This window comes from Achromobacter sp. UMC46 (genome assembly GCF_014170335.1).
GTDB lineage: Bacteria > Pseudomonadota > Gammaproteobacteria > Burkholderiales > Burkholderiaceae_B > Achromobacter.
Map to the genome: position 1 here is coordinate 152,139 of NZ_LZZS01000006.1, position 19,526 is coordinate 171,664.

General features: G+C 66.5%; 21 protein-coding genes. 10 read left to right on the forward strand and 11 right to left on the reverse strand.

Annotated features, from left to right (window positions below; all coding sequences use genetic code 11):
* Window positions 1–10: 10 nt before the first annotated feature.
* The 5 genes from A9973_RS11520 to A9973_RS11540 all read right to left on the reverse strand — a co-directional run bounded on the left by A9973_RS11520 (window position 11) and on the right by A9973_RS11540 (window position 4,778).
* Window positions 11–757, reverse strand: a complete 747-nt coding sequence (locus A9973_RS11520; protein ID WP_183013909.1) for an SDR family oxidoreductase — start codon at window positions 755–757, stop codon at window positions 11–13.
* Between the two features lie 13 nt (window positions 758–770).
* Window positions 771–2,180, reverse strand: coding sequence for a TRAP transporter large permease (locus A9973_RS11525; RefSeq protein ID WP_006227624.1), 1,410 nt, complete (start codon window positions 2,178–2,180; stop codon window positions 771–773).
* A gap of 56 nt (window positions 2,181–2,236) precedes the next feature.
* A complete protein-coding gene (locus tag A9973_RS11530; protein WP_183013910.1) occupies window positions 2,237–2,881 on the reverse strand; it encodes a TRAP transporter small permease in 645 nt (214 codons plus the stop codon).
* 61 nt (window positions 2,882–2,942) lie between these two features.
* Window positions 2,943–3,917 (reverse strand): sialic acid TRAP transporter substrate-binding protein SiaP, encoded by a 975-nt coding sequence (locus tag A9973_RS11535; protein ID WP_183013911.1) that lies wholly within the window; start codon window positions 3,915–3,917, stop codon window positions 2,943–2,945.
* A 126-nt stretch (window positions 3,918–4,043) separates the two neighbouring features.
* On the reverse strand, window positions 4,044–4,778 hold the full coding sequence (locus tag A9973_RS11540) for a FadR/GntR family transcriptional regulator (RefSeq protein WP_183013912.1): 735 nt from the start codon (window positions 4,776–4,778) through the stop codon (window positions 4,044–4,046).
* A 173-nt stretch (window positions 4,779–4,951) separates the two neighbouring features.
* Here A9973_RS11540 and A9973_RS11545 point away from each other — a divergent pair, with 173 nt between their 5' ends.
* The 3 genes from A9973_RS11545 to pyrF are packed head-to-tail and all read left to right on the forward strand — an operon-like array spanning window position 4,952 to window position 7,543.
* Window positions 4,952–5,350 carry a diacylglycerol kinase gene (locus tag A9973_RS11545; protein ID WP_006227620.1) on the forward strand — a complete coding sequence of 133 codons (399 nt, stop codon included), beginning with the start codon at window positions 4,952–4,954 and terminating at the stop codon, window positions 5,348–5,350.
* 47 nt (window positions 5,351–5,397) lie between these two features.
* The gene (locus tag A9973_RS11550) at window positions 5,398–6,717 is read left to right on the forward strand and encodes an NAD(P)/FAD-dependent oxidoreductase (protein WP_183013913.1); all 1,320 of its coding nucleotides are present in this window, start codon (window positions 5,398–5,400) and stop codon (window positions 6,715–6,717) included.
* A gap of 7 nt (window positions 6,718–6,724) precedes the next feature.
* Complete coding sequence (gene pyrF, locus A9973_RS11555) at window positions 6,725–7,543, forward strand: orotidine-5'-phosphate decarboxylase (RefSeq protein ID WP_183013914.1); 819 nt, start codon at window positions 6,725–6,727, stop codon at window positions 7,541–7,543.
* A gap of 46 nt (window positions 7,544–7,589) precedes the next feature.
* On the opposite strand, the gene A9973_RS11560 is transcribed toward pyrF, so the two are convergent.
* The 6 genes from A9973_RS11560 to ribBA form a co-directional block, all read right to left on the reverse strand.
* A complete protein-coding gene (locus A9973_RS11560; RefSeq protein ID WP_183013915.1) occupies window positions 7,590–8,159 on the reverse strand; it encodes a CinA family protein in 570 nt (189 codons plus the stop codon).
* Entirely contained in the window at window positions 8,156–8,662 is a 507-nt protein-coding gene (locus A9973_RS11565) for a phosphatidylglycerophosphatase A (protein ID WP_183013959.1), read from the reverse strand. Before A9973_RS11565 ends, A9973_RS11560 begins: the two co-directional genes overlap by 4 nt.
* An 86-nt stretch (window positions 8,663–8,748) precedes the next feature.
* Window positions 8,749–9,714 carry a thiamine-phosphate kinase gene (thiL, locus tag A9973_RS11570; RefSeq protein WP_183013916.1) on the reverse strand — a complete coding sequence of 322 codons (966 nt, stop codon included), beginning with the start codon at window positions 9,712–9,714 and terminating at the stop codon, window positions 8,749–8,751.
* Between the two features lie 208 nt (window positions 9,715–9,922).
* Entirely contained in the window at window positions 9,923–10,420 is a 498-nt protein-coding gene (gene nusB, locus A9973_RS11575) for a transcription antitermination factor NusB (RefSeq protein WP_183013917.1), read from the reverse strand.
* Window positions 10,389–10,919, reverse strand: coding sequence for a 6,7-dimethyl-8-ribityllumazine synthase (gene ribH, locus A9973_RS11580; RefSeq protein ID WP_006227613.1), 531 nt, complete (start codon window positions 10,917–10,919; stop codon window positions 10,389–10,391). The genes nusB and ribH overlap by 32 nt, the downstream gene beginning before the upstream one ends.
* Before the next feature lie 10 nt (window positions 10,920–10,929).
* Window positions 10,930–12,108: a bifunctional 3,4-dihydroxy-2-butanone-4-phosphate synthase/GTP cyclohydrolase II gene (gene ribBA, locus A9973_RS11585; RefSeq protein WP_183013918.1), complete on the reverse strand. Its 1,179-nt coding sequence runs from the start codon at window positions 12,106–12,108 to the stop codon at window positions 10,930–10,932.
* 155 nt (window positions 12,109–12,263) lie between these two features.
* Here ribBA and A9973_RS11590 point away from each other — a divergent pair, with 155 nt between their 5' ends.
* From A9973_RS11590 to A9973_RS11620, 7 genes are all read left to right on the forward strand, one after another.
* Window positions 12,264–13,082: an HAD-IIB family hydrolase gene (locus A9973_RS11590; protein WP_183013919.1), complete on the forward strand. Its 819-nt coding sequence runs from the start codon at window positions 12,264–12,266 to the stop codon at window positions 13,080–13,082.
* Window positions 13,083–13,094: 12 nt separating this feature from the next.
* Entirely contained in the window at window positions 13,095–13,910 is an 816-nt protein-coding gene (locus A9973_RS11595; RefSeq protein ID WP_183013920.1) for an IclR family transcriptional regulator, read from the forward strand.
* Window positions 13,911–14,090: 180 nt separating this feature from the next.
* Entirely contained in the window at window positions 14,091–15,089 is a 999-nt protein-coding gene (gene phnD / locus A9973_RS11600; RefSeq protein WP_183013921.1) for a phosphate/phosphite/phosphonate ABC transporter substrate-binding protein, read from the forward strand.
* Window positions 15,090–15,095: 6 nt separating this feature from the next.
* On the forward strand, window positions 15,096–15,866 hold the full coding sequence (phnC, locus tag A9973_RS11605; protein ID WP_183013922.1) for a phosphonate ABC transporter ATP-binding protein: 771 nt from the start codon (window positions 15,096–15,098) through the stop codon (window positions 15,864–15,866).
* On the forward strand, window positions 15,863–16,747 hold the full coding sequence (gene phnE, locus A9973_RS11610; RefSeq protein ID WP_183013923.1) for a phosphonate ABC transporter, permease protein PhnE: 885 nt from the start codon (window positions 15,863–15,865) through the stop codon (window positions 16,745–16,747). Before phnC ends, phnE (A9973_RS11610) begins: the two co-directional genes overlap by 4 nt.
* Window positions 16,744–17,568: a phosphonate ABC transporter, permease protein PhnE gene (gene phnE / locus A9973_RS11615; RefSeq protein WP_183013924.1), complete on the forward strand. Its 825-nt coding sequence runs from the start codon at window positions 16,744–16,746 to the stop codon at window positions 17,566–17,568. Before phnE (A9973_RS11610) ends, phnE (A9973_RS11615) begins: the two co-directional genes overlap by 4 nt.
* A 218-nt stretch (window positions 17,569–17,786) precedes the next feature.
* Window positions 17,787–19,445 (forward strand): CYTH and CHAD domain-containing protein, encoded by a 1,659-nt coding sequence (locus tag A9973_RS11620; protein WP_183013925.1) that lies wholly within the window; start codon window positions 17,787–17,789, stop codon window positions 19,443–19,445.
* The last annotated feature ends 81 nt before the right edge of the window (window positions 19,446–19,526 follow it).

Below are 19,526 nucleotides of genomic sequence, written 5' to 3' on the forward strand. Positions count from 1 at the left end.
GAGTAAGCGTTCAGTTGGACCAGCCGCCGTCGATCACCTGGGCGGTGCCGGTCGTGAAGGCGGATTCGTCGCTGGCAAGATACACCGCCAGCGCGGCGATTTCAGAGGTGCGCCCGATACGGCCCATCGGCTGGCGCGCCGTGAACGCGGCTTCCACCGCCGCGATGGATTGGCCGCTGGCCTGCGCCTGCGCTTCGATCCGCTGCCGCAGCGACGGCGACTCCACCGTGCCCGGGCAGATCGCATTGCAGCGGATGCCCTGGGCCACGAAGTCGGCCGCGACCGCCTTGGTCAAGCCGATCACCGCCGCCTTGGTCGCGCCGTAGGCGCAGCGGTTCGGCGCCCCTTTTATGCTGCCCGCCACCGACGCCATGTTGACGATGGACCCCGCCCCGCGCGCCAGCATGCCGGGCAGGCAGGCGCGGATCAGGCGATACATGGACCGCACATTCAGGTTGAACGAAAAGTCCCAGGCGTCTTCATCGCAATCCAGGATGGTGCCGGCGTGCACGAAGCCCGCGCCGTTGAACAGCACACCGACCGGGCCCGCGCCTTCCACCAGCGCCAGGATGGCGCGCCCGTCCGTCACGTCCAGCACCTGGGTGCGGCAGCCGGACATCGTCCGCAGCGCCTCCGCGTTGATGTCCACGGCCAGCACGTCGGCGCCTTCACGCGCATACGCTTCGGCCACGGCGCGGCCGATACCCTGGCCCGCGGCCGTCACAAGCGCGGTCTTGCCTTGCAGTCTTCCCGACATGGAATTGCTCCTGTTATTTGCCGGCCATGCCCATCGCGGTAGGCAGCCACAGCGTGATCTGGGGGATGTAGGTGATGGCGATCAGGGCCACGAACAGCGGCACCAGCCACGGCAGGATGGCCATCGTGGTGCGCTCGACCGACAGCCGCGCCACGCGGGCCAGCACGAACAGCACCATGCCCATCGGTGGATGCAGCAGTCCGATCATCAGATTCAGCGTCATGATCAGCCCGAAGTGGATCGGGTCGATGCCCAGCTTCAGCACGATGGGCAGCAGGATCGGCACCAGGATCGTGATGGCGGCGATGGTGTCGATGAAGCAGCCGACGATCAGGATCAGCACGTTGGCCATCAGCAGGAACACCCACTTGTTCTGCGTCACGCTCAGGATGGCGTCGGTCAGCGTCTGCGCGGCCTGTGTGGTCGTCAGCAACCAGGCGAAGACGGACGCCGCCGTCACGATGAACAACACCGACGCGGTCGTCTCGATGGTGTCGAACGTGGCCTTGGCCAAGGTCTTGAACGTCATCGAACGGTAGCGCACCAGCCCCAGGAACAGCGCCCAGATCACCGCGGCCACGGCGGCCTCGGTGGGGGTGAACCAGCCCAGCGTCATGCCCCCGATCAGGATCACCGGTGCCATCAACGCCATGACAGCCGAAAAATTGAAGCGCCAATCCAGCGCCAGCAAGGCGACGAACGCGATGCCGGTCGCCACGTTGGGCGACACGCCCGCCAACGTCATCAACCAGATCGACAGCGGAAACGACAGCACGATCAGCACTTCCAGGCCCGCGCCGCCCAGCCGCTTCCAGTTGAAGGCCACGTCGCCGCCCCAGTTGTTGCGGCGGGCGTAATAGGCCACGGTCAGCATCATCAGTATCGTCAGCACGGCGCCCGGCAGCAGCCCCGCCAGGAACAGCGAACCGATCGACACGTTGGCCATCATGCCGTAGATCACGAACGGCAGCGACGGCGGGATGATGGGCCCCAGCGTTGCCGACGCGGCAGTGACGCCCACGGCGAATTCGGTCTCGTAGCCATGGTCTTTCATGGCCTTGATCTCGATGGTGCCCAGGCCCGCGGCGTCCGCGATCGCGGTGCCCGACATGCCGGCGAACACCACGGAGCCGATGATGTTCACCTGCCCCAGCCCGCCGCGCATCCAGCCCACCAGCGCCACCGCGAAGTTGTAGATGCGGCCGGTGATGCCGGCGATGTTCATCAGGTTGCCGGCCAGGATGAAGAACGGCACGGCCAGCAGCGGAAACGACTCCACGCCCGCGATCATGCGCTGCGCGACCACCACGTCCGGCACGCTGCCCGATATCAGGACGAACAGCAGCGACGCGCCCGCCATGGACACCGCCACCGGCAGGCCCAGGATCATCAACAGCAGAAAGGTTCCAATCAGGGTGCCCATGTCTTGCTCCTGGAAAGGCACTGCGGATTCGTATGCATTGCGACGCGGCGCGCCGGTCAGTCCAGCGACTCGTAGGCCGCCGGGTTCTCCAGGATCGAATAGCCCTGCCGCCAGTTCTGCACGGACACTTGCAGCGACCGCACAAACATCATGACGAAGCCCGCCAGGGCGACCCAATAGACATAGGACTTGTTCCAGAACAGCGTGGTCATGGGTTCGTCGCCCACCAGCACGATGTAGCGGTAGGTCAGCCACACGGCATAGCCGAAGAAGGCCGTGCGCAAGATGTCGATCACGGTGGACAGCACGCGGCCCACCCGCTTGGGCAGGTAGCGGTACAGGAAATCCACCTGGATGTGGCGGCAGGCCCGCACGCACATCGCGGCACCCAGGAACACCACGCCGATCAGGCAATACACCGCCAGCTCTTCAGTCCAGGCATAGGAGTCGTTCAGCACGTAGCGGGAAAAGAACTGCAGGAAGACCAGCATCGCCATGGTCCAGAAAATCCCCAGGCAGATCCAGTCTTCGGGCTGATAGCCGGCCAAGCTGACTTCATGCTGGTCGGCCTCTTCGAAACTATGGACGATCTCGTCCACGGACGCCTGGTGCGGGCCTGGTTTCGATGAGGCATGGCCGGAGGCCGGGCCCGGTCCGTGGCTGACGGCCGCCATCGGCGCCGCCTTCGCGTTCAAGTGCATGGATTTCCCCTGGTCGTAATCGGGTGTGGGGCGGCGGGCCGCGACGGCCCGCCCGCGCGGCCTACTTCACCGCCTGGATCTTCTCCCAATCCGATTTCAGGTAGCCGTATTGCTCGAACGGCACCTTCTCCAGCACGGTCTTGCGGAAGTCTTCGACATTGACCTCGGCCACGTTCAGCCCGCGCTTCTTGAACACCTCGACCATCTTCTTTTCGCTGTCGGCCACTTCAGAAGACGCCTTCTCCGCCGCCTGCTGCGCGACCTCCGAGAAGATCTTCTTGTCCTCGTCGGACAGGCTCTTCCACAGCTTGCCCGAGATGACCGTGTTCAAGTGGTCGACGATGTGGCCCGTCAGCACGATATTCTTCTGCACCTCGTAGAACTTCTTCGCCTCGATAGTGGTCAGCGGGTTTTCCTGCGCTTCCACCGTGCCGTTCTGCAAGGCCAGATAGACCTCGGCGAACGCGATGGGCGCCGTGTTGGCGCCACAGGCGCGCGGCATCGCCAGATAGGCCGCCACGTCCGGCACGCGGATCTTCATGCCCTTCATTTCAGAGCACTTGGTGAAGGCGCGGTTGGAAGTCGTCTGGCGCGTGCCGTAATAGGTGGTGGCGACGATGTGGTTGCCGCTCTTCTCGTCGTAGCCGCGCGTCAGCTCTTTGTAGATGTCGCTCTTGGTGTAGGCGATCAGGTGCTCGGGGTTGCGGAAGATGTAGGGGTAGTACGTGACGCCGATGCGGGGAAAGCTCTTGGCGGCGAAGCTGGACCCGGAGATGATCATGTCCACCGTGCCGAGCGTCAGCCCCTGGTTGATGTCGTTTTCCTTGCCCAGCTGAGAGGCGGGGTAGACATCGATGTGATAGCGGCCGTTGGTGCGTTTCTCGATCTCTTGCGCCGCCCATACCGACGAGGTATGGAAGGGTTCGGAGGTCTCGTACACGTGCGCCCACTTCAGCTTGGTTTGCGCCAGCGCGCTGCCGCTGATGGTCAGCGCGACGGCGGCAAACAGCACTTTGATAGCGTTGCCTCGATTCATGATGTCTCCTCTCTCTGAGGTAGCGAGTCCGGCGAATGTCGTCACGCGCCGGCCCGCTTTATGTTTCACATGGGGATTCACATACAGGGTGCACCTTGGTACAGCGGCTACGGCTTCCCGGAGGCGTCAAGACGCCGCCGGTTCTTTGCTATCGGCACGCAACGCGTCCGCCGCGGCCGGCCAACTGGCGGTCAAGCGGTCGAACGAGCAGGAAAGATGGTGATGCATGGCGGCCCGCGCGGCGTCCTCGTCTCCGGCCGCGATGGCGGCGATGACGCGGCGGTGCTCGGTGATGGCCTGGGCCCAGCTGTCCGGGTTCTCGAAGTAGTCGCCCAGCTTCACGGACAGGGGGTTGTGGCGCTCGTCGAACAGTTCGCCCACAACGCGCACCAGGACGGCGTTGCCGGCCATTTCGGCCACGCGCAGATGGAACAACCGGTCGCCGCGGATGGGCACGCTGCCCGCCTGGGCCTCGTTTTCCATCGTGCCCATCGCTTCCAGCAGGCCGTCGACCAGCGCGGGCGCGGGGTTGCGGGCCGCCTGGGCGGCAAGTTCGCCTTCGATCGTCCAGCGGGCGCGGATGGTTTCCAGGGGGCTTTCGGCGGTCAGGCTGGCGCGCGGCGCGCCAGCCAGGCTTTGCACATACACGCCCGACCCCATGCGCACTTCCACCCAGCCTTCGACTTCCAGCGCGATCAGCGCTTCGCGCACCGACGGGCGGGACACGCCCAGCTTCAACGCCAGGTCGCGCTCGGGCGGCAGCCGGGCGCCGACCGGAAACTCGCCCGCCTCGATCAGCAGTCTGAGCTGGTCGGCGATCTGGCGATACAAGCGGCGCGGCTCGATGGTCTGGATCGGCATGGGGAGGTCGGGGGAAGTAACGCTGAAAAGGTAAAGTGGCCTTACCAATTGACCAGAATCCTGCGCCTGCCGGCGCTCCGTCACAATTGGGGTTTGCCCATAGCCCGGCACCGCATCACGCGGGCAACCCTTATCTGTTAAAAAGCCGCCACACCCGGCAATCTTCCGCATCCATGACCTACGACCCGCAACACTCGCCCTTTAAAAGCACTGGCGGCCTGCGCCGCATCCTGAATGCGCTGCGCTACTCCTGGCAGGGGCTGAAAGCGGCCGTCAAATATGAAGCCGCCTTCCGCCAGGAACTGGCGCTGGCCGTGCTGATGATCCCGGCCGCGTTCTTCCTGGGCCGGACCACGGTCGAAGTCTTTTTCCTGGTGGGCACCGTGATCATGGTGCTGGCGGCGGAATTGCTGAACTCCGCCATCGAAGCGCTGGCCGACGCGTTGTCCGTCGAACGCCACCCCCTCCTGGGCCGCGCCAAGGACCTGGGCAGCGCGGCGGTGATGCTGCTCTTGATCTTCGCCGGGGCGGTCTGGATCGGCGTGGCCATCAGCCGTTTCGTCATGCATTGACACGGGCGGCATCCCACGGGGACGCGCCTGTCTTTATACTGGGAGCCATGATGCCTAAATCGACGTCAGCCCCCTCTCAACGCATCGTCATCGTCGGCGGCGGTGCCGGCGGCCTGGAATTGGCCGCCAAGTTGGGCCGGATCCACGGCCGGCAACACGTCACGCTGGTCGACAGCCGCCCCTTCCACATCTGGAAGCCGTCGCTGCACGAAGCTGCGGCCGGCACGCTGGACATTCACCAGGAAGGCCTGTCCTACCTGATGCTGGCCCACATGAACGGCTTTTCGTTCGCGCAGGGCCGCTTGCTGAGCGTCGACCGCGAACGCCGCCAGATCGTGGTCGACACCGTCAACGACGCCCAAGGCCAGGAAGTCCTGCCCCGCCGCGACCTCGGCTACGACACGCTGGTGCTGGCCCTGGGCAGCACCTCCAATTTCTTCAACACGCCAGGCGCGGCCGAACACGCCGTGACGCTGGACACCACCGAAAACGCCGAACAGTTCCGCCTGACCATGCTGAAAGCCATGGCGCAGGTCGACCTGGCCAAGGTGCGCGATCCGTCGGCCCGGCTGGATCTCGTCATCGTGGGCGGCGGCGCCACCGGCGTCGAACTGGCCGTCGAACTGACCGAGGCCAGCCACGTGGTCAGCGCCTACGGCCTGCCGAACTTCCGCGCCGAACGCGACTTGGCCATCACGCTGGTCGAAGGCGCGCCGCGCATCCTGTCCGCGCTACCCGAAAAAATATCCGAAGCCGCGACCAACCGACTGAAAGAGCTGGGCATCGGCGTGGAAACGTCCTGCCGCGTCTCGGAAGTGACGGGCAGCAGCGTCAAGACCGCGGACGGGCGCGAATTTCCCGCCCAGCTGTGCATGTGGGCCGCCGGCATCAAGGGCCCGGCCTTGCTGGCCGACCTGGACCTGCCGCTGAACAAGCTGGGCCAGCTGGAAGTGAACGAGCGGCTGGAAACGGCCGATCCGCACATTCTGGCACTGGGCGATTGCTGCTCGGTGCCCTGGCGCGAAGGCCGCACCGTGCCCGCCCGCGCCCAAGCCGCCCACCAGCAGGCCGACTACCTGACCAAGAAGCTCACGGCGCGCCTGCGCGGTTCCGCCGAGCCCGCCGGCCCCTACGTCTATCAAGACCACGGTTCACTGGTGTCGCTGGGCCAGGACGCCGGCGTCGGCAGCCTGATGGGCAAGCTGGCCGGACGAGGACTGTTCGTAAGCGGTACACTGGCGCGCCTGATGTACATGAGCCTGCACCTGATGCACCACAAAGCGGTGCTGGGCATCTCTCGCACCGCCTCCCTGGCCCTGGCGCGCCTGCTTATGCGGCGCACGCGCCCCCGGGTCAAACTGCACTGAACTCCCCATGAATTTCCTGCAAAAACTCGAACACGCCTGGACCACCAGCAACTCGCTCCTGCAAGTCGGGCTGGATCCCGACCCCCAACGCTTCCCGCGCGAATTGCAGGACAAGCCGGACGCCATCTTCCAGTTCTGCCGCGACATCGTCGACGCCACCGCGCCCTACGCCTGCAGCTTCAAGCCGCAGATCGCGTACTTCGCCGCCCACCGCGCCGAAGACCAGCTGGAAGCGCTGTGCCAACACATTCGCGACAGGCACCCCGACCTGCCCATCGTGCTGGACGCCAAGCGCGGCGACATCGGCTCCACCGCCGAAAACTACGCCCGCGAAGCCTACGAACGCTATCAGGCGCACGCGCTCACCGTCAGCCCCTACATGGGCCTGGATTCCGTCGAGCCCTATCTGGCCTGGCGCGACCGCGGCGTGATCGTGCTGTGCCGCACGTCCAACCCCGGCGGCTCGGACCTGCAGTTCCTGAAGATGGATAACGGCGAACCGCTGTACCTGCACGTTGCAGGCCTGGTGGCCGACAAATGGAACGCCAACGGCCAGTGCGGCCTGGTGGTGGGCGCCACGTTCCCGAACGAACTGGCCGCCGTCCGCCAGCGCATCGGCGACGCGCTGCCCCTGCTGGTGCCCGGCATCGGCGCCCAGGGCGGCGACATCACCGCCACCGTGAACGCCGGCGCGAACGCCGCGCGCAGCGGCATGATGATCAACTCTTCGCGCGCCATCATCTACGCCAGCGGCGGCGACGATTGGCGCGAGGCCGCCGGCCGCGCGGCCATGGGCCTGCGCGACGCGATCAACGCGGTGCGCTGAATCCGGTCGAAAAAAGGGCTGCCTGTCAGCAGCCCTTTTTTCGACTTTACCGCCGGTTGGCCGGCGTCCCGACGAACTCCAGCAATCCCCGCAGCGCGAATTCCACCGCGGCCTGGCGCACTTGCGCCCGGTCGCCCGGGAACACGTGCGTCACGGCGCGGCTGGTGATGCCGTCGCCCACGCGCATCGCGAAGCCGAAACACACCATGCCCACCGGCTTGCCCGGCGTGGCACCGCCCGGCCCGGCGATGCCGGTCGTGGACACGCCCACGTGCGCGGCGGACGACACCAGCAGCACACCATTGGCCATTTCCAGCGCAACCGGTTCGCTGACCGCGCCGAAGTGATGCAGCGCGTCAGGCGAAACGTCCAGCTCGGCCACCTTGGCCTCGTTGCTGTAGGTGACGAAGCCGCGTTCGAACCAATCGCTGGACCCGGCGACTGAAGTCATCGCCCCCGCCAGCAATCCCCCCGTGCAGGACTCCGCGGTGCCGAGCATCCAGCCGTGGCGCCGCATCGCGTCGCCCAGCCGTTCGGCCAGGCCGACGGCCGTGGCCTCGGTCAACTGCGCGGCCGACAGATTCGACCGCGATCCCGCTTCTTGTTGCTCGCTCATCCCAAGACTCCTGTGCGTGCGACCAGCGCCATCACCAGCAAGGCATAGCCGGCCGCCACGATATCGTCCCACATTACCCCGAAGCCGCCCTTGATATGGGCGTCGAAGAATTTGATGGGAGGCGGCTTGACGATGTCGAACAGGCGGAACAGCCCGAACGCCAGCAGTTGCGACACCCAGCCCGCGGGCGTCAACCACAGCACCAGCCAGAACGCCACCATCTCGTCCCAGACCATTCCGACATGATCCGGCTGCGCAAGTTCACGGCCGACGCGATGGCAAGCCCAGCAGCCATACACGAACGCCAACGCCAGGAACACGCCGATGGCCATGTCCGACGCGGCGGGCGCCGCCGCCACCCAGATGCCCCACGCCAGCAAGGTGCCCCAGGTGCCCGACGCCGGGCGGATCAGGCCGCTGCCCAGGCCGAAGGCGATCAGCCTGCCCGGATCGCGACATACCCAGGACAGCGGCGGGTACACGGCCCGCGAGCGTTCGCGCATGGACGGGGATGGCTTATCGGTAAGGGACATGGCGTTCCTGGGCCGTTGGCAGAGGGGAGGGTCGGTAGAAGAGGATCCGCGGCGGATCAGGCCGCGGGAAAATGATCGAAGCCGGCCGGCAGCGCGGTCATCGGCCGGCCCTGTCCGTCCAGCACGATCAGGCCCGGCTGCGCCAGCGTCTGGCCGATGCGGGTCACGCGGGCATTGGCCGCGCGCCCTGCGGCCAGGACGGCGTCGCGGCGGGCGGCGGGTGCGGTAAAGCACAACTGATAGACGTCGCCGCCGCCCAGCACTGCGCGTTGCAGCGGCGCCGCATCCATCGCCGCCAGCGCGGCGGCCGCCGGCATCCGGTCGAATTCAACACAGGCGCCCACCCGGCTGGCGGCCAGGATGTGGCCCAGGTCTTGCAGCAGGCCGTCCGACAGGTCGATGGCGGCGTGCGCGATACCGCGTAGCGCCAGCCCCAGCGCAACCTGCGGCTGCGGCCATTCCAGTGCGCCGCGGGTGGCGGCCAGCAAGGCAGCGTCGGCCGGATACTGGCCGTCCAGCAGGCGATAGGCCACATCGGCCGCGCCCAGTTCGCCGGATACCCAGATGTCGTCGCCCACCTGCGCGCCGTCACGGCGCAGCGCCTGGCCGGCGGGCACGGCGCCGAACACGGTGACGCTGATCGCCAGGTCATGCGCGCTGCGCGTGGTGTCACCACCGATCAGCGGGCAGCCGTGGGCCGCCGCCAGCGCATGGAAGCCGTCCGCGAACGCGGCCAGCCAAGGCTCGTCCAGGCGCGGCAATGCCAGCCCCAGGACGCAGCCGATCGGCCGGGCGCCCATGGCGGCCAGGTCGGACAGGTTCACGGCCAGGGCCTTGTGGCCCAGGGCGCGGGGATCCACGTCGGGAAAGAAATGGCGGCCTTCCAGCAGCAAGTCGGTGCTGGTGGCCACTTGTTCGCCAGGCGGCACGGGAAACAGCGCGCAATCGTCGCCCACGCCCAGCAGGCCGGTTGGCGCCGTGCGGGTGAAATAGCGCGCGATCAGTTCGAATTCGGACGCCACGGCGACTCCGCTATCCGGCACGGTTAGCCGGCATTAACGCCCACACGGGACGTACAGTCCCCAAAACCATGCGTCGCGCGGGTGAAGAGGGAGGCCCCCGCCACGCGTCGCAAGAAACAGGTGCCCCATCCGGGCCGCGCGGAGCCGGCTTCGCCGGTCCGCAGCGGCGCCCCCCTGGGGGGGAAGCGCGCAGCGCTTCGGGGGGGGGTTACCTCTTTGCCTGGACCTCGTTCGCACGCACGTCGGCGGCCAGCTTGTCGAGCACGCCGTTGACGAACTTGAAGCCGTCGGTGCCGCCAAACGATTTGGCCAGCTCGACCGCTTCGTTGATGGCGACCTTGTACGGCACTTCGACATGATGGATCAGTTCGAAGCTGCCGATCAAGAGAATGCCATGCTCAACGGGCGACAGCTCGGCCAGCGGGCGGTCGACGTAAGGCGTGAAACGCTCGCGCAGCGCAGGCGCTTCGCGCAGGACACCGTGCAGCAAGGTCTTGAACCACTGCGCGTCCGCCTCGGAAAAATCCTCGGTGTCGCGCAGGTGGGCGTCGATCTCGCCGGCGTCTTGCGTGCCTTCGCCACCGCGCAGCAGCCACGCGTACACGCCTTGCAGCGCGAACTCGCGTGCACGGCGGCGGGCGCTGCGCGCGCTGGCGCGGGCTTGCGCCGCGCTATCAGCGCTGGTCGTCGTCTTCTTCGTCGTCAAAATCTTCGTCCTCGTCTTCGTCGTCTTCGTCTTCTTCCTCGGGTTCCAGCGCCGCCACCAGGTTGGCCATTTCAACGGCTACCTGAGCACAATCGCGACCCTTGCCGGCGGCGCGGGCTTGCGCCTGCTCGTCGGTGTCGACGGTCAACACACCGTTTGCGACGGGGATGCCGGTTTCCAGGGAGATACGGGTGATTGCCATGGCCATTTCATTGCTGACCACTTCAAAGTGATAGGTCTCGCCACGGATGACGGCGCCCAGCGCGATCAAGGCGTCGAATTCAAACGTTTCGGCCATGTGGGACAGGGCCACGCCCAGTTCCAGGGCGCCGGGAACGGTGGCGACCATCACGTCGCGTTCGTCCACGCCCAGTTCGGCCAGTTCCTTCAGGCACGCTTCGAGTTCGGCCTGGCCGATTTCTTCATTGAAGCGGGCGCGTACGATGCCGATGTGCAGCCCTTCGCCGTTCAGGTCGGGGGTAAGGATGTAAGGGTTCATGTGTCGGCCTTCAGTGTGTTGCGGGAGTATTCAGCGGGTCGCAATCGTAACCCGTAATGGTGAGCGAAAAGCCCGCCATGCTGGGCATCTTGCGCGGCCGGGCAAGCAGCTTCATCTGGCCCACATTCAGGTCGCGCAGAATCTGGGCGCCGATGCCGTAAGTCCGCAGACCGAAACGGTCGGTGCTGGCGGCCGCGTCGGCCTGGGCCTTGGGGTCGTTCCAGCCGGCGATCTGGCCGAACAGGTGCTCGGTGGACGATTGGCAGTTCATCAACACCAGCACCCCTGCCGGGGCTGCTGCAATGGCCTGCAGGGCTTGCGCCACGCCCCAGCTGTGCGGGCTGGCGCCGGTATCCAGCACGTCCAGCACCGAGGCCGGTTCATGCACGCGCACCAGCGTTTCGACGTCGGGGCTCACGTTACCATGCACCAGCGCCATATGGGCGGAGCCGGTGGCCGCGTCTTCATAGGCAACGGCCTCGAAGGTGCCCCAGGCCGTCTCCATGGGGCGCTTGCCCACGCGCTTGACGATGGATTCGTGTTCGCTGCGGTACTGGATCAGGTCGGCGATCGTGCCGATCTTCAGGTTGTGCTCGCGGCCAAATTCGACCAGGTCCGGCAGGCGGGCCATGGTGCCGTCCGGCTTGAGGATTTCGCAGATGACCGCAGCGGGCGTCAGGCCGGCCATGGCGGTCAGGTCGCAGCCGGCTTCGGTGTGGCCGGCGCGCACCAGCACGCCGCCGGGCACCGCGCGCACCGGGAAGATGTGGCCGGGCTGCACCAGGTCGGCCGGCTTGGCGTCGCGCGCCACCGCCACCTGGATGGTGCGGGCGCGGTCGGCGGCCGAAATGCCGGTTTCGACGCCTACGGCGGCTTCGATCGACTGCGTGAAATTGGTGCCGTATCGCGTGCCGTTGCGGGCAGCCATCATCGGCAGCTCCAGCTGGCGGCAGCGTTCTTCGGTCAGCGTCAGGCACACCAGGCCGCGGCCGTGGGTCACCATGAAGTTGATGGCTTCAGGCGTGACGAATTCGGCGGCCATGACCAGGTCGCCTTCGTTTTCACGGTCTTCTTCGTCGACCAGGATGACGATGCGGCCGGCGCGCAGCTCGGCGATGATCTCGGCAACCGAAGCGATACCGAAGGATTCCGGCTCGGAGCCGGGCAAAGAGGACAACTGGACGGACATGGCGGGCACGTAAACCAGACGGGAAAGCCAGGATTTTAGCGCCCCTGGCGCCAGATTCCCTATCGGGGCGCCAGAACGGCCTCCGGCGGGGCCGTCCGGTTAAACTTTCGCCCGGAGATCGCCCTGAAAATCAGACCCCATCGAGGATAAAACCCATGCAAGCCCTTGCGGCCATGCCTTTGACCGTCGCCGCGGCGATTCGCGTCGTCCTGACCGATATCGACGACACGCTGACTACCGAGGGCCGCCTGCCGGCCGACGCCTACGCCGCGCTGGAGCGCCTGGAACAGGCGGGCATTCAGGTCGTGCCGATCACCGGCCGCCCGGCCGGCTGGTGCGACCACATCGCCCGCATGTGGCCGGTGCGCGCCGTGGTCGGGGAAAACGGCGCGTTCTACTACGCCTACGACCGCCAGGCCCGCCGCATGACCACCCACTACTGGACGGACGCCGCCTCGCGCCAGGCCAGCCGCAAGCAGCTGGACGCCATCCGCGACCGCGTACTGGCCGAGGTGCCGGGTTCGGCCGTGGCCAGCGACCAGGACTACCGCGTGGCCGACCTGGCCATCGACTTCTGCGAAGACGTGCCCGCCCTGCCCGATTCGGACGTCAGCAAGATCGTCCGGATCTTCCACGACGCTGGCGCCCAGGCCAAAGTCAGTTCGATCCACGTCAACGGCTGGTTCGGCGACTACGACAAGCTGACCATGACCCGCACGATGTTCCAACGCGAATTCGGCGGCGACGTGGCCAACACCCTGGACAGCACGCTGTTCATCGGCGACTCGCCCAACGACGAGCCCATGTTCGCCTACTTCCCGGTCTCGGTCGGCGTGGCCAACATCCAGGCCCAATTGCACCGCCTGACGCACCGCCCCGCCTTCGTCGCGGCCTTCCATGGCGGCGCGGGCTTCGTTGAAATGGCGGACCGGCTGCTGGCGGCCCGCCAGGCGCCGCAAGCGCAACCGGCCTGAGGTCCGCATACCGTGGCCACCACCAAGACTCCCGCCCCCGCCGCCAACGACGGCCGCCGCAGCATCCAGTCCATCGAAGTGGGCGTGCCGTTGCTGGCCGCCCTGGTCGACGCCGCCAAGCCGCTGACCCTGCGCGACCTGGCCGCGGGCGCCGGCATGACGTCCGCCAAGGCGCACCCGTACCTGGTCAGCTTCATTCGTGTCGGCCTGGTGCAGCAAGACACCGTCACCGGCCAGTACGAGCTGGGGCCCTTCGCCCTGCAGATGGGGCTGGTCAGCCTGCAACGGCTGGACCCGGTGCGCATCGCCATGCCCGAGATCGCCAAGCTGCAATCCGAGATCGGCCACACGCTGGGCATCGCGGTGCTGGGCTCGCACGGCCCCACCATGATCCACATGACCGAAGCCAGCTACCCGGTGCACGTGAACATGCGCAAAGGCACGGTGATGTCCATGCTGCACACCGCCACCGGCCTGGTGTTCGCGGCCTGGCTGCCGCCCAAGGTCAGCGAACACTACATCGCCCGGGAAGAAGGCGACACCGCGGTCATCGCCAGCGTGCCGCCGCAGCGCAAGGCATCGCGCGCCAACATCGAAGCCCAACTGGCCGATATCCGCGTGCACGGCATGGCGCGCGCGCTGGGCAACCCGCTGCCCGGCGTGGACGCCCTGTCGGTGCCCGTGTTCGACAACACCGGCAACATCGTCCTGGGGCTGACCAGCCTGGGTCCCACCGGCTTGTTCGATGTGAGCTGGGACGGCACGATCGCCCGGCCCCTGCTGGCCTGCGCGCAGGAGATCTCGCGCAAGCTGGGCTACCGGGGCTGAGCCGGACGGACCGCGCAAGGCGTCCGTCCCGTTCGATTGATCGAAAAAAAACGAACACAAAACGAACAATTCGAACAAAAGACGAAAAGAAAGGCAGGGACTTTCCCAAGTGTGCCCGTCCCCTCTTGTGTGGTTGAATTCAGCAAATATTCAAATTCATCCCACAAGAGGAGACAAACCATGCACGCGATGCGTCTATTGCAAGCGGCCGCCCTGGCCGCGTTCGCCGTTGGCGGTGCCACCGCCCAGGCCGCCGACACCTGCTCCAACCGGGGCGATCTGGACCAGATGTATTGCGACGACAACAAGGACCTGGTGGCCGATACGCCCACCGACGCCTCCAAGTTGAAGACGCCCTCGACCCTGGTGTTCACCTACACCCCGGTGGAAGACCCGGCGGTCTACGAAGACATCTTCAAGCCCTTCACCAAGCACCTGTCGGAATGCACCGGCAAGCGCGTGGTGTTCTACCAGGTGCAAAGCAACGCCGCGGAAATCGAAGCCATGCGCTCGGGCCGCCTGCACGTGGGCGGCTTCTCGACCGGCCCGACCGCATTCGCCGTGAACATCGCCGGCGCCGTGCCGTTCGCCGTCAAGGGCTATGCCGACGGCTTCCAGGGCTACAACCTGATCGTCATCGTCAAGAAAGACAGCCCCTACCAGAAGCTGACCGACCTGAAGGGCAAGAAGCTGGCGCACACCGCGCCGTCGTCGAACTCTGGCCACATGGCGCCCGTGGCGCTGTTCCCCAAGGAAGGCCTGACGCCGGACAAGGACTACAAGGTGGTCTTCTCGGGCAAACACGACCAGTCCGTCATGGGCGTGAATTCCGGCGACTATGACGCCGCCGCGGTTGCCTCCGACGTGTTCAAGCGCATGGTCGAACGCGGCCAGGTCAAGGAAGCCGACTTCCGCGTGATCTACAAGAGCGAGAAATTCCCGACTTCGTCCTTCGCCTACGCGCATGACCTGGAACCGAAGTTCCGCGACCAGATGCTCAAGTGCTTCTACGACTACCGCTTCCCCGCGGAAATGGCGAAGGCCTTCGACGGCGCCGACCGTTTCTATCCGGTGACCTATGAGAAAGACTGGGCCATCGTCCGCCAGGTGGCTGAATCGGGTGGCGAAAGCTTCAACCGCGCCGCCTACGACCGCGAATCCGCAAAGAGCAAGAAGTAATCCAGCATGACGACGTCGCTACGCATTTCCGGCCTGGTCAAGGAATACCGGGCCGGCCGGCCGGTTCTCAATGGCATCGACCTTGAAGTCGCCGGCCAGGGCCTGACCGCCATCATCGGCCCTTCCGGCACCGGCAAGAGCACGCTCCTGCGCTGCATCAACCGGTTGATCGAACCCACCCAGGGCGAGATCGTGCTGCAGTCCAAGGAAGGTACCGTGGACCTGGCCCGCGTGCGCGGCGCGTCGCTGCGCCGCGCGCGCCGGCGCATCGGCATGGTGTTCCAGGAATACAACCTGGTCGAACGCCTGACCGTGATGGAAAACCTGCTCACCGGACGGCTGGGCTACACCTCGGCCCTGAAGGCGTGGATGCGCCGCTTCGAACCCGAAGACATCGAGCATGCCTACAAGCTGCTGGATACCGTCGGCCTGGCCGGCTTTGCCGACCAGCGCGCCGATGCGCTGTCGGGCGGCCAGCGCCAGCGCGTGGGCATCGCCCGCGCGCTGATGCAGCGCCCGCAGCTGCTGCTGGCGGACGAACCGACGTCGTCGCTGGACCCGAAGACCTCGGTCGAAATCATGGAACTGCTGTCCGCGCAGGGCAGCGCCACCGGCATTCCCGTCATCGTGAACATCCACGACGTCGAACTGGCCCGCCGCTACGCCACCCGCATCGTCGGCATGTCCGGCGGGCACGTGGTGTACGACGGCGACGGCAAGGGCCTGGACGCGACCATGCTCAAGACGATCTACGGAGGCGAGTCTTGGCTGGAATGACGCATCCCCGGGGCAGCCGCCCCTTCGCCATGTCCGGGCGCGCCAAGGCGGGCCTGGTGTTGCTGGTGATCTACACGATCTATGCCGGCGCGCAGCTGGATTTCAGCTGGGCGCGCTTTGAAACCGGCATGGGGCACGCGTCGACGTTTCTTTCGCGCATGTTCCCGCCCAACTTCGAAAAACCCGCGACCTTGTGGAAAGGCATCGCGGAAAGCCTGGAGATCGCGGTGCTGGCCTCGGTGCTGGGCATCCTGTTCGCGCTGCCCGTGGGCCTTCTGGGCGCCCGCAACATGATGCCCGCCTGGGTGTCGTGGCCTGCGCGTTCGCTGGTGGCGCTGTGCCGCGCCCTGCACCCGGTCATCGTCGCCATCCTGTTCGTCAAGGCCGTGGGCTTCGGCGCGCTGGCCGGCATCCTGGCGCTGACCGTCGCGTCGATCGGGTTCATCGGCAAGCTGTTCACCGAAGCCATCGAAGAGATCTCGCTCAAGCAGGTGGAAGCCGTACGCGCAAGCGGCGCGTCGTTCGCCAACGTGATCATCTTCGGCGTGCTGCCGCAGGTGTTCGCGCGCTTCATCGGCTTTGCGACCTATCAGTTCGATTCCAACCTGCGCAACTCCACCATGGTCGGCATCGTGGGCGCGGGCGGCGTGGGCGGCACGCTGTTCTCGGCCTTCCAGCGCTTCGACTACGACTTCGTCAGCGCCATCCTGCTGACGCTGATCGCCATCATCATGCTGGGCGAAATCATCGCGGGCTTCGTGCGCGCCGTGTTCCTGGACAACCTGGGCTTCGACCGCATCCTGCAGGGCCGCTTCGCGGGGGCCCGCGGCATCGGCGCCGGCAAGCCGCCGGCGGCCCGCAAGGCGGAGGTGGAAGAATGAACGCCCATGCCTCCACCCTGAACCCGGCGGGTTCGCCGCGCGTGTGGCAGCGCTACAGCATGGGCCAGCGGCTGCTGCGCTTCGCGCTGTACCTGCTGGTCGTCGCGGCCATCGCCCAAGCCATCCGCGGCGTGGAAGTCATACCGGAGTTCCTGTATGACGCCCCCGAGCAGATGGCCGACCTGTTCCGCCGCATGTGGCCGATCGACTGGGCCTACTACCCGGGCGGCGTGCACGACGCGCTGATCGAAACGCTGCACATCGCCACCCTCGGCACCATCCTGTCCGTCTTCATGGCGGTGCCGGTGGGCCTCCTGGCCGCCAACAACCTGACGCCCAGCAAGACCATCAACATGCTGGCCCGGCTGATCCTGGTGTCCAGCCGTTCGGTCAATTCGCTGGTGTGGGCGCTGCTGTTCATCGCCATCTTCGGCCCCGGCGCCCTGGCCGGCACGCTGGCCATCGCGTTCCGCTCCATCGGCTTCGTGGGCAAGCTGGTCGGCGAAGCCATCGAAGAGGCGCAGCGCGGGCCCATCGAGGCCGTGACCGCCACCGGCGCCAGCAAGGCATCGGTGCTGTGGTACGCCTACTGGCCGCAAATCCGCCCGGCGTTCTGGTCCATCGTGCTGCTGCGCTGGGACATCAACGTGCGCGAATCGGCCGTGCTGGGCCTGGTGGGCGCGGGCGGCATCGGCATGGCGCTGGACACCGCGCTGAACCTGTTCCAGTGGGACCGCGTGGCGCTGGTGCTGGCTGCGATCTTCGTCGTGGTCGTGCTGGCAGAAATCATCATCACGCAGGCGCGCAAACGCATTCTTTGATCGCGTCCCCGTTTTACGCTTGTCGGTTTCCCCTGACCAGCGCTCCTTGGCGCCGCCTTTGAAAAAGAGCGGCGTTTTTTCTTGCCCGGCCGGCGCCGCCGGCTTGTCCACAGGCCTTGTTCACGTCTATGCTCAATGTGAACAAAATATGAACCGTCATCAAATCCCACCTCCTGGTTGATTAAGATCTCGGCTTTTGCCGTTGGACACCCACCGCCATGTCGGAACAGGAATTGAAACTGCATGTGCCCACGGCTTCGCGCCAGGCCGTGCTGCGAGAGATCAAGCAACGCGAGGCCACGCGCATCCGCTTGCATGCCATGTATTTCGACACGCCGGAACGCGAACTTGCGCGGGCGCGCATCGCCATCCGGCTGCGCCAGGAAGGCCGCGATTGGGTGCAGACGCTGAAGATGCCGGGCATCAACGCCATCACCCGCATTGAATTGAACCACCCGCGCCCCGGCCCCGTGCTGGACCTGTCGGTGTATGCCGGCACCGAAGTCGAAGCCGCGCTGTCCGCCGTCAAAGGCGAACTTGGCCTGCGCTACGAAACCGACGTGCAGCGTTTGCTGCGCAAGGTCCGCACGCGTTTCGGTACGGTGGAACTCGCGTACGACACCGGCATCCTGCGCGCCGGCGCATTGGAACTGCCGATCTCGGAACTGGAATTCGAACTGGTGTCGGGCCGCCCGGCCGCCATCTTCGCCAGCGCGCGCGGCTGGCAGCAACGTCATAGCCTGGTGCTGGATCCGCGCAGCAAGTCCGAACGCGGCGACGCGCTGGCCCAGCTGGCGCAGCGCCTGGCCGATGTGGACGCCGTCCCGGGCGACGACCTGGAGGCCCGCCGGGCCCAGGCCATCGCCCATTTCTGGGCGCCGCGCGGCGCGGCCGCCGTGAAACTGCGCGACGACATGACGCCGTCGCAGGCGATGGGCCGCATCGCCGCCGAATGCCTGGACCAGATCGCGCGCAATGCGGCGGTGCTGGCTGAAGTCGACACCGAAGGCGTGTACCGCGCCGGCAATTCCGAACACGTGCACCAGTTGCGCGTGGGGGTGCGCCGGCTGCGTTCGGCCTGGAAGCTGTTCGACGGCTGGATCGCGCCGGTGCCCGACGCCATGCTGCAAGGCGTGCGCACGCACTTCGCCGCCTTCGGCGCCAACCGCGACCAAGACGTGCTGAACGAGACCGTGGCGCCCGCGCTGATCCGCGCCGGCATGCCCGTGATCCCGATGGAAGCCGCGCCGCCCGAACAGGACGCCCGGACCATCGCCGGCGGCAAGGCCTTCCAGGCCTGGTTACTTGAGCTGCTGGAATGGAGCCTGGACGTGCCGCCGGCGGTGCCGGCCGGCAACACGCAGACCATCGCCAACGGCACGCCCAGCGACGCCGCGCCCGAACCCGCCATCCGCCTGGAAGGCGGCGTGGCCGGCCCCACCGTCAAGCCCACCATCATCCCCATGCTGGCGCCGGAACCCGATCCGCAACGCCTGCACAAGCAGTTGGCGCGCCGCCTGCACCGCTGGCACAGCAAGGTGGCCGATCAGGGCACGCAGTTCGCCACGCTGGACGTCCCCACGCGCCATGAACTGCGCAAGCGCGGCAAGCGGCTGCGCTACAGCCTGGCGTTCGCGGAATCGCTGTTGCCCGCGGCCAAGCTGCGCGGCTACCGCAAGCTGCTGTCGAACGTGCAGGACGTGCTGGGTGAAATCAATGACCTGGCGGTCGCCCGCGACTACTACGAGTCGTGTACGGCCACCCATCCGCAAGCCTGGTTCGCGCTGGGCTGGATCAGCGCGCGCCTGGAAGAACTGGCGGACGAAGCGCAGAAAGCCTTCGACGACCTGGCGCGCAGCAAACCCTTCTGGAAGTGATTCCCGCTTTACGCCATGGCCGCAACGGCCATGGCGGGCGCGCGCGTTTACCGCAGCGGCAAGTCAATCAGTGAATTCGTT

What these genes read in the sequence shown, in the direction of transcription:
- A9973_RS11520 (WP_183013909.1), bottom strand. Translation starts at nt 757, where the DNA reads ATGTCGGGAAGACTGCAAGGCAAGACCGCGCTTGTGACGGCCGCGGGC.
- A9973_RS11525 (WP_006227624.1), bottom strand. Translation starts at nt 2,180, where the DNA reads ATGGGCACCCTGATTGGAACCTTTCTGCTGTTGATGATCCTGGGCCTG.
- A9973_RS11530 (WP_183013910.1), bottom strand. Translation starts at nt 2,881, where the DNA reads ATGCACTTGAACGCGAAGGCGGCGCCGATGGCGGCCGTCAGCCACGGA.
- A9973_RS11535 (WP_183013911.1), bottom strand. Translation starts at nt 3,917, where the DNA reads ATGAATCGAGGCAACGCTATCAAAGTGCTGTTTGCCGCCGTCGCGCTG.
- A9973_RS11540 (WP_183013912.1), bottom strand. Translation starts at nt 4,778, where the DNA reads ATGCCGATCCAGACCATCGAGCCGCGCCGCTTGTATCGCCAGATCGCC.
- A9973_RS11545 (WP_006227620.1), top strand. Translation starts at nt 4,952, where the DNA reads ATGACCTACGACCCGCAACACTCGCCCTTTAAAAGCACTGGCGGCCTG.
- A9973_RS11550 (WP_183013913.1), top strand. Translation starts at nt 5,398, where the DNA reads ATGATGCCTAAATCGACGTCAGCCCCCTCTCAACGCATCGTCATCGTC.
- pyrF (WP_183013914.1), top strand. Translation starts at nt 6,725, where the DNA reads ATGAATTTCCTGCAAAAACTCGAACACGCCTGGACCACCAGCAACTCG.
- A9973_RS11560 (WP_183013915.1), bottom strand. Translation starts at nt 8,159, where the DNA reads ATGAGCGAGCAACAAGAAGCGGGATCGCGGTCGAATCTGTCGGCCGCG.
- A9973_RS11565 (WP_183013959.1), bottom strand. Translation starts at nt 8,662, where the DNA reads ATGCGCGAACGCTCGCGGGCCGTGTACCCGCCGCTGTCCTGGGTATGT.
- ribH (WP_006227613.1), bottom strand. Translation starts at nt 10,919, where the DNA reads ATGAACCCTTACATCCTTACCCCCGACCTGAACGGCGAAGGGCTGCAC.
- ribBA (WP_183013918.1), bottom strand. Translation starts at nt 12,108, where the DNA reads ATGTCCGTCCAGTTGTCCTCTTTGCCCGGCTCCGAGCCGGAATCCTTC.
- A9973_RS11590 (WP_183013919.1), top strand. Translation starts at nt 12,264, where the DNA reads ATGCAAGCCCTTGCGGCCATGCCTTTGACCGTCGCCGCGGCGATTCGC.
- phnD (WP_183013921.1), top strand. Translation starts at nt 14,091, where the DNA reads ATGCACGCGATGCGTCTATTGCAAGCGGCCGCCCTGGCCGCGTTCGCC.
- phnC (WP_183013922.1), top strand. Translation starts at nt 15,096, where the DNA reads ATGACGACGTCGCTACGCATTTCCGGCCTGGTCAAGGAATACCGGGCC.
- phnE (WP_183013923.1), top strand. Translation starts at nt 15,863, where the DNA reads ATGACGCATCCCCGGGGCAGCCGCCCCTTCGCCATGTCCGGGCGCGCC.
- phnE (WP_183013924.1), top strand. Translation starts at nt 16,744, where the DNA reads ATGAACGCCCATGCCTCCACCCTGAACCCGGCGGGTTCGCCGCGCGTG.
- A9973_RS11620 (WP_183013925.1), top strand. Translation starts at nt 17,787, where the DNA reads ATGTCGGAACAGGAATTGAAACTGCATGTGCCCACGGCTTCGCGCCAG.